General features: G+C 74.0%; 8 protein-coding genes and 1 pseudogene. 6 read left to right on the top strand and 3 right to left on the bottom strand.

All coding sequences use genetic code 11. The features are described 5' to 3' along the window. Positions 1 to 70: 70 nt before the first annotated feature. Positions 71 to 844 carry a VOC family protein gene (locus tag SSBG_RS15755; protein ID WP_037869879.1) on the top strand — a complete coding sequence of 258 codons (774 nt, stop codon included), beginning with the start codon at positions 71 to 73 and terminating at the stop codon, positions 842 to 844. Positions 845 to 1,324: 480 nt separating this feature from the next. Here the strand turns inward: SSBG_RS15755 and SSBG_RS15750 are convergent, their stop codons facing one another. Continuing rightward, positions 1,325 to 2,014, bottom strand: coding sequence for a DUF4232 domain-containing protein (locus SSBG_RS15750; protein WP_037869877.1), 690 nt, complete (start codon positions 2,012 to 2,014; stop codon positions 1,325 to 1,327). A gap of 125 nt (positions 2,015 to 2,139) precedes the next feature. On the opposite strand from SSBG_RS15750, the gene SSBG_RS15745 reads away from it, so the two are divergent. After that, a complete protein-coding gene (locus SSBG_RS15745; protein ID WP_008747086.1) occupies positions 2,140 to 3,045 on the top strand; it encodes a phosphotransferase in 906 nt (301 codons plus the stop codon). 23 nt (positions 3,046 to 3,068) lie between these two features. Here the strand turns inward: SSBG_RS15745 and SSBG_RS15740 are convergent, their stop codons facing one another. Both SSBG_RS15740 and SSBG_RS15735 read right to left on the bottom strand, forming a co-directional pair. Next, positions 3,069 to 3,419 carry a hypothetical protein gene (locus tag SSBG_RS15740; RefSeq protein WP_158677782.1) on the bottom strand — a complete coding sequence of 117 codons (351 nt, stop codon included), beginning with the start codon at positions 3,417 to 3,419 and terminating at the stop codon, positions 3,069 to 3,071. Continuing rightward, on the bottom strand, positions 3,416 to 3,859 hold the full coding sequence (locus tag SSBG_RS15735; protein ID WP_037869875.1) for an ATP-binding protein: 444 nt from the start codon (positions 3,857 to 3,859) through the stop codon (positions 3,416 to 3,418). Before SSBG_RS15735 ends, SSBG_RS15740 begins: the two co-directional genes overlap by 4 nt. A gap of 208 nt (positions 3,860 to 4,067) precedes the next feature. Here SSBG_RS15735 and SSBG_RS15730 point away from each other — a divergent pair, with 208 nt between their 5' ends. The 4 genes and pseudogenes from SSBG_RS15730 to SSBG_RS15715 form a co-directional block, all read left to right on the top strand. Continuing rightward, positions 4,068 to 4,919, top strand: a complete 852-nt coding sequence (locus SSBG_RS15730) for a helix-turn-helix domain-containing protein (protein ID WP_078491488.1) — start codon at positions 4,068 to 4,070, stop codon at positions 4,917 to 4,919. Then, on the top strand, positions 4,916 to 5,131 hold the full coding sequence (locus tag SSBG_RS15725; RefSeq protein WP_008747083.1) for a DUF397 domain-containing protein: 216 nt from the start codon (positions 4,916 to 4,918) through the stop codon (positions 5,129 to 5,131). The genes SSBG_RS15730 and SSBG_RS15725 overlap by 4 nt, the downstream gene beginning before the upstream one ends. Before the next feature lie 37 nt (positions 5,132 to 5,168). After that, the gene (locus SSBG_RS15720) at positions 5,169 to 5,375 is read left to right on the top strand and encodes a DUF397 domain-containing protein (protein ID WP_037869872.1); all 207 of its coding nucleotides are present in this window, start codon (positions 5,169 to 5,171) and stop codon (positions 5,373 to 5,375) included. Between the two features lie 145 nt (positions 5,376 to 5,520). Further along, positions 5,521 to 5,956 (top strand): annotated as a pseudogene (locus SSBG_RS15715) (hypothetical protein); the annotation flags it as partial.

Raw genomic sequence — 5,956 nt, 5'->3', positions numbered from 1 at the left:
CGAGTTCCGGGTGGCAAGGGGGCCCTGCGGGCCGCAGGGTGTGGGACGAATCCCACGAAAGGGGCACAAGGTGCCTGAGATCACCAGCCCGTACGCGACCGGCACGCCGTGCTGGGTCGACCTGATGGCGCGCGACCAGCGGAACGCGATCGACTTCTACAGCGACCTGCTCGGCTGGCAGGGGCAGCCCGGGCCCGGCGGCTTCGGCGGCTACGCGATCTGCGAGGTGCTCGGGAAGGCCGTGGCCGGTATCGGCAAGGCCCCCGAGGACCAGCCGGAGCCGCCGAACCTCTGGACCACCTACCTCGCGACGACCGACGCCCAGGCGACGCAGGACACGATCATCTCGGCGGGCGGCTCGCTCGTCGTGCCGGTCGTGGACGTCGGCGACCTGGGCCGGATGCTCATCGCGGCCGACCCGCAGGGCGCCGTCTTCGGCGTCTGGCAGGCGGGCGAGTTCGCCGGGGCGCGACTCGTCAACGAGGCGGGCGCGCTCATCTGGAACGAACTGCACGCCGCCGACGTGCCCACCGCCGCCGCCTTCTACGGCGAGGTCTTCGGCGCGAACTTCGAGCCGTTCGAGGGCGCGGAGGACTACTGGGCGGTCAAGGTCGCGGGGAAGACGGTCGGCGGTGCGACCGGGCTCAAGAGCGACCCGCCCGGGACCCCGGCGCACTGGCTGACGTACTTCGCCGTGGACGACGTGGACTCCACGGCGGACGCTCTCATCCGCCGCGACGGCACGGTGCTCGCGCCGCCGTTCGACATGGTGGCCGGGCGGATGGCCGTCGTCGCCGACCCCGAGGGCGCCCGGTTCGCGCTCATCGAGGCGCCGTCGCAGTAACCACGCGGGGGCCGGAGGCCGGGGGTACCCGGTCCGAAGCCCCCCGAGGCCCCCGCCAGGTGGACGCGCCCGCATCCGCCTCGCGGGGGCTCGTTCAGTACGGGGTCCGACCCCGAAGGCGGGCCGCAGCCGTGCCACGTCGGCGAGGTCGTGCGGCCTCGGCTCGTATCCCGTGTGGAAGCGCACCTGTCGCGCGACGGAGAGGCACGGCACCCGTGCGCCCGCGATCGTTGCCCGTCACGAAGCAGCCGGCGGGGGAGCGGAAGTGGCGGCCGGGGTCGAAGGACTCCTTTCGCGCGGAGCCGTCCGCCGCGAACCCGGAGCCGCGCCTGCGGGCCGTTCACCCGAGGCGCACCACAGGGACGAGAAAGGGCGCCCGGCTGTGACACGCGGCCGTGCGACGCGGCTGTACGAACGCGGGGCCGGGCTCCCCCACCGGCCGGTGCCTCGCGGCTCCGCCCCGGCCGTCCCGCCCCCCGCTCACTGCTTGCCCGCGCCCACCGGGTCCACCACGAGGAGGCCCGGTTTGTCGGCCCCCGCCTCGACGCTGAAACCGACCGAGAGGCGCTGGGTGTGGGTCTCGTTGGGCGGGGTCACATCGACCGCGTTGATGAAGACGCCGGAGTTGCCGCTCTCGCTCGGCGGGTAGTGGAGCGTGAAGCGGGTCGTGTCACCGGACTTGAGGGTGACAGCGGGGGGTGTCACGTCGCTGCGCTCGGCGCTGAGCGGCGCCCCCGCCTCGTCGGAGAGGATGTCGATCCCCGGGAAGCCCTTGAGCGAGCAGGCGTCACCGCTCGTGTTGCGCATACTGACGACGAGCGCGCCCTCGCCCATGCCGTGCGCGGTCTCGAAGGCGAGGTTCTCGGTCTTGCACGCCCCGGCGCTGATCGCTCCGCCGCCGCTGCCCCGCGGCTCCCCGTCGTCGGGCGAGGAGGAGCCCGCTGCCGCGCCCCCGTCCGACGTACCCGCCGCCTTCGCCCCGCCCGTACCGCCGCCGCCCGTACCGCCTCCGCCCGTGCCGCCGTCGGTCCCGGCGTCCGGGGCCTGCCCCGAGGGCGCGGCGGGGGAGCCGCCCCCGGCGGCCTTGTCGTGCGGGCCGTTGCCGCAGGCGGTGAGCGAGAGCCCCGCGAGGAGCACGACGGCGGCGAGGCTGAGCTTCTTGGCCCGCATGAGACATCCTTCGTTCGTTCGGCACGCCTTCCCGCCCAAGAGGACCACGCCGGCACCCCGAACCGTTCCGCACCCCCGTGCGAAAAGAAGTGGGCCCCGCCCGCCGCCTCCCGCAGACTGCCTCCATGCCCGCCCTGCACGCCGACGAGATCCCGACGACGCCCGCCCTGGTCCGTGAACTGCTCGCCGCACAGATGCCCGAGTGGGCAGGGCTGCCGCTCCGGTACGCCGGGGCGGGGACCGACAACACGATGTACCGGCTCGGTGAGGAGTACGTCGTCCGGCTCCCGCGCACGCCCGCCGGGACGCTGGAACGGGAACTGACGTGGGCGCCCCGGCTCGCCCCGCACGTCGGCGCCCTGCTGCCGGAGCCCGTGCGTCGCGGGGCGCCGAGCGCGCGGTTCCCGGCGCCCTGGTGCGTCCTGCGATGGCTCGACGGCGCGGAGCCCGGGCCGGGCACGGTCCGGGACTGGGCCACCTTCGGCACCGATCTGGCCACCTTCGTACGGGAGTTGCGCGGCGCACCGCTCATGGGGGCGCGCCGCGCGGACGGGCTGAGCTGGTACCGGGGCGGGCAGTTGCACGGCATCACGGCGGAGGCCGAAGCGGCGCTCGACGGGTGCGCGGCGCTCGGTGACGTCCTCGCGCTCGACCTGGCCGCGCTGCGCGAGGTGTGGGAAGCGGCCCTCGCCCTCCCCGACGCCGCGAGCCCCGAGGGCTGGCTCCACGGCGACCTGCGCCCCGCGAACCTGCTGGTCCAGGACGGCGCACTGCACGCCGTCCTCGACTTCGGCACCCTCTCCCTCGGCCTGCCCGACGCCGAGCACGCCCCCGTCTTCGACCTCCCGCCCCGGGCCCGGACCGCCTACCGCGAAGCCCTCGCCCTGGACGACACGACCTGGGCCCGGGCCCTCGCCGTCGCGGCGATGGCCGTCCCGTACTACTGGAGCACGCTCCCGGACTTCGCGGCCGAGAGCCTGACCCGCCTCCGCAACGTCCTGGCGGACGCGGCCGGTACGGGCACGGGCTGACGCGGCGCTCCGGACCCGCGATCTCACCCCCGGACCCCGCGCCGGACCGCACACGTCGTCGGCACGGCGGGCGGCCGCGGGAAGGCGTCGAGGAGGGCGAGGGCCAGGAGGGCCAAGGTGCGGAGGCGGGCGGGGGTCGGCGGCGCCTCGGCGCGGGCGTGACGCGCCGTCGTGCGCGAGAGACGGGCCACCGCCGGGTGCGGATGCCCGGCGGTGGCCGCCGCGAGCAGGCGCACGCCCCGTAACAGGCCCGCTTGCTGGGCGCCCGGGTCCGGCGGCGGTACGGGGACGAGGCCCAGCACGCGTTCGGCGAGGTCCCGCAGCCGCCGCAGCTCACGTCCCGTACGGCCCCGGCCCACCGGCCGCGCCCTCACAGCCGCCGCTCCCGCACCGCCGACGCGGGCGGCACGAGCGCGTGGGTGCGCTTGCGCCCGTCCCCGTCCACGTCCCAGCTCAGCCGCACCCCGAGGAGCCGCAGCAGCGCGAGCCCGCGCCCCGCCTCGACCTCGGCGTCCGGCATGGCGCAACGCCCCGGCACCCGCGCGCTGTTGTCCGTCACGCCGATGTGGACAGAACGATCGGTCTCGATGGAGACGAGGAGCAGCAACGGGCGCGCGCCACCCCCGTGCACGACGGCGTTCGCCATCAGCTCGGTCACCGCGAGCGGCACCAGCTCCTCGCACCGCGCCCCGAGCCGCGGCAGCACCCGCCGCACCGTCTGCCGGGCCTCCGGCACGGAGGTCAGCACCGGAGCGAACTCCCCCGTCCACTGCGTACGCGGGGCGGCGGGGCCACCTGAACATAGGGCGGTCATATCGATCACGTCCTCGGACCGGCCCCTCCGGGAGGAAGGGCGGGGGGAATTGAAGGGCGCGCGAGGGCGTGTGCCGAAGGCTCCGACCCCAGCGGGAAATCATCATGCGTCTTTTGGCGGGACCTCGGCAATCGATTCCCGCGATCGCGAGTGTTCCGTTCAAATGTACGGATCGCGCGCCGAGTTGGCGGCGTGCCAGAATGCGGACATGGTGCAGAAGAGAGCGGTACCGACCATCAAAAGGCGTCGGGTTGGCGCCCAACTGCGTCGCTGGCGCGGCCCGATGAAGAGTGGTGACGCCGCGAAGCTGATGGGCTGGGACATCACGCGCCTGAGCCGCATCGAACGCGGCACGTACCGGGTGAGCAGCGAGGAGGTCCGGGCCTTCGCGGCGAAGCTCGGCGTGGACGACCCCGAGGGCGTGGAAGAGGTCGCCCTCGCGGCGGAGGAGCCGGCGGGCGCGGGCTGGTGGGTGCCGTACACCGGACACGTCCAGGCGGACCTGCTGGACTTCGTCCAGATGGAGGCGGAGGCGGACGTGATCCGCGTGCAGCACTACTCGGTGGTACCGGGGTTGTTGCAGTCGCCCGCGTACATGCGGGAGCTCATCGCCCACGAAGCCCGTCTGGACGCGCGGCAGGTGGGGATGCTGATCAATCTGCGCCTTGCGCGGCAGTCGGTGCTCGGCAATCTCACGCGCCTTCACGCCATCGTCCCGGAAGCGGCGCTCTACCCCAGGTTCGAAGACAACCCCGGCATCATGCGCGATCAGATGCGTCGGCTCCTTGACGTGTCCGACATGCCGAACATCGACCTCCAAGTGCTTCCGCTCACCGCCCACCCGAAGTACGGATCGAACGGCGCGACCACTCTGCTCGATTTCAAGCACCCTTGGACATCGGTAGCGAGTGTCGACGGCCCCTCCGGCGGTTTCCATACGGAGGATGCTGACCTGGTAGCTTTCCAGTCGGTTGAATTCAGGTCGATCGCGAATGTCGCGCTTCCTTTCAGCGAGACGCGCGACCTTTTGCGCGAGCACTTGGAAAGGCTGCACAAGTGAGCACGAGGAACGTCCAGTACACGTGCGGGGAAGCCAACTGGCGGAAGTCCTCCCGCAGCGGTGACAGCGGTCAGTGCGTCGAGTTCGCCGACGTCCGCCCCACCCACGCCGCCATCGCCCTGCGCGACTCCAAGAACACCCCCGGCCCCGCACTCCTCGTCAGCCCGGCCGCCTTCACGGCCTTCGTGACGGGTCTGACCGGCCGGGGCTGACTGCGTAGCGATCTCGCGGCGCGGACAGTCTTCACCTATGCCCGCGCCCGAGATCGAACCTGCCCACTGGCGAAAGTCCTCCCACAGCGGAGACGCCAACGGCCAGTGCGTCGAGTTCGCCGACGTCCGCCCCACCCACGCCGCCATCGCCCTGCGCGACTCCAAGAACACCCCCGGCCCCGCCCCTTTCGTCAGCCCCACCGCCTTCACGGCCTTCCTCGCGGACGTGGCGGGGCGGGGCTGACTCAGGCGACCTTCCCGTCCCACCCCCGCCCTCCGTCGGCCGAGAACTCCGCGCCCAGCCGGAGCCGGGAGACGGTGAGCGCCCGAGCGCGCGGGGACCTCCCGGGGGCCGCGGGCTGCTCATCGGGTGGTTGCGGCGGATCGGGATGCCGCTCGGGCGGATCGGGGAGGTCGTCGCGCTGGAGCCCCGGGCGGCCGCGGAGGCCGTTCGGGGGTGGTGGGGCGGGGTCCGGGCGGAGACCGAGGTACGGGGGGAACTGGCGGCCTTCCTCGCGGACTCGCTCGCCGGGCACGGTCCCGGGCCGGGGACGGGGCAGGGAGCGGGGTTCGGGTTGCGGTGTGCCGGAGTGAGCGACCGGGGGCTCGTACGGGGCGAGAACCAGGACGCCGGGCACGCCGGGGAGCGGCTGCTCGCGGTCGCGGACGGGTTCGGGCCCGGGGGCGCCCGGGCGAGCGGCGCGGCCGTCGCCGTCCTGCGCCGTCTCACCGAGGGGCCCGGGCCCGCGCCCGGCACGCTCCTCGACGCGCTCGCGGACGCCGTGGACGAGGCCGCCGGCCGGGTGCCCGCGCACGCCGGGACGA

This window comes from Streptomyces sp. SPB074 (assembly GCF_000154905.1).
Taxonomy (GTDB): domain Bacteria; phylum Actinomycetota; class Actinomycetes; order Streptomycetales; family Streptomycetaceae; genus Streptomyces.
Note: the sequence above shows the minus strand (reverse complement) of the source record. Positions and strands in the feature narration are given on the sequence as shown.

Coding starts and splice junctions, on each gene's coding strand:
- SSBG_RS15750 (WP_037869877.1), bottom strand. CDS start 2,014: ATGCGGGCCAAGAAGCTCAGCCTCGCCGCCGTCGTGCTCCTCGCGGGG.
- SSBG_RS15745 (WP_008747086.1), top strand. CDS start 2,140: ATGCCCGCCCTGCACGCCGACGAGATCCCGACGACGCCCGCCCTGGTC.
- SSBG_RS15735 (WP_037869875.1), bottom strand. CDS start 3,859: ATGACCGCCCTATGTTCAGGTGGCCCCGCCGCCCCGCGTACGCAGTGG.
- SSBG_RS15730 (WP_078491488.1), top strand. CDS start 4,068: ATGGTGCAGAAGAGAGCGGTACCGACCATCAAAAGGCGTCGGGTTGGC.
- SSBG_RS15720 (WP_037869872.1), top strand. CDS start 5,169: ATGCCCGCGCCCGAGATCGAACCTGCCCACTGGCGAAAGTCCTCCCAC.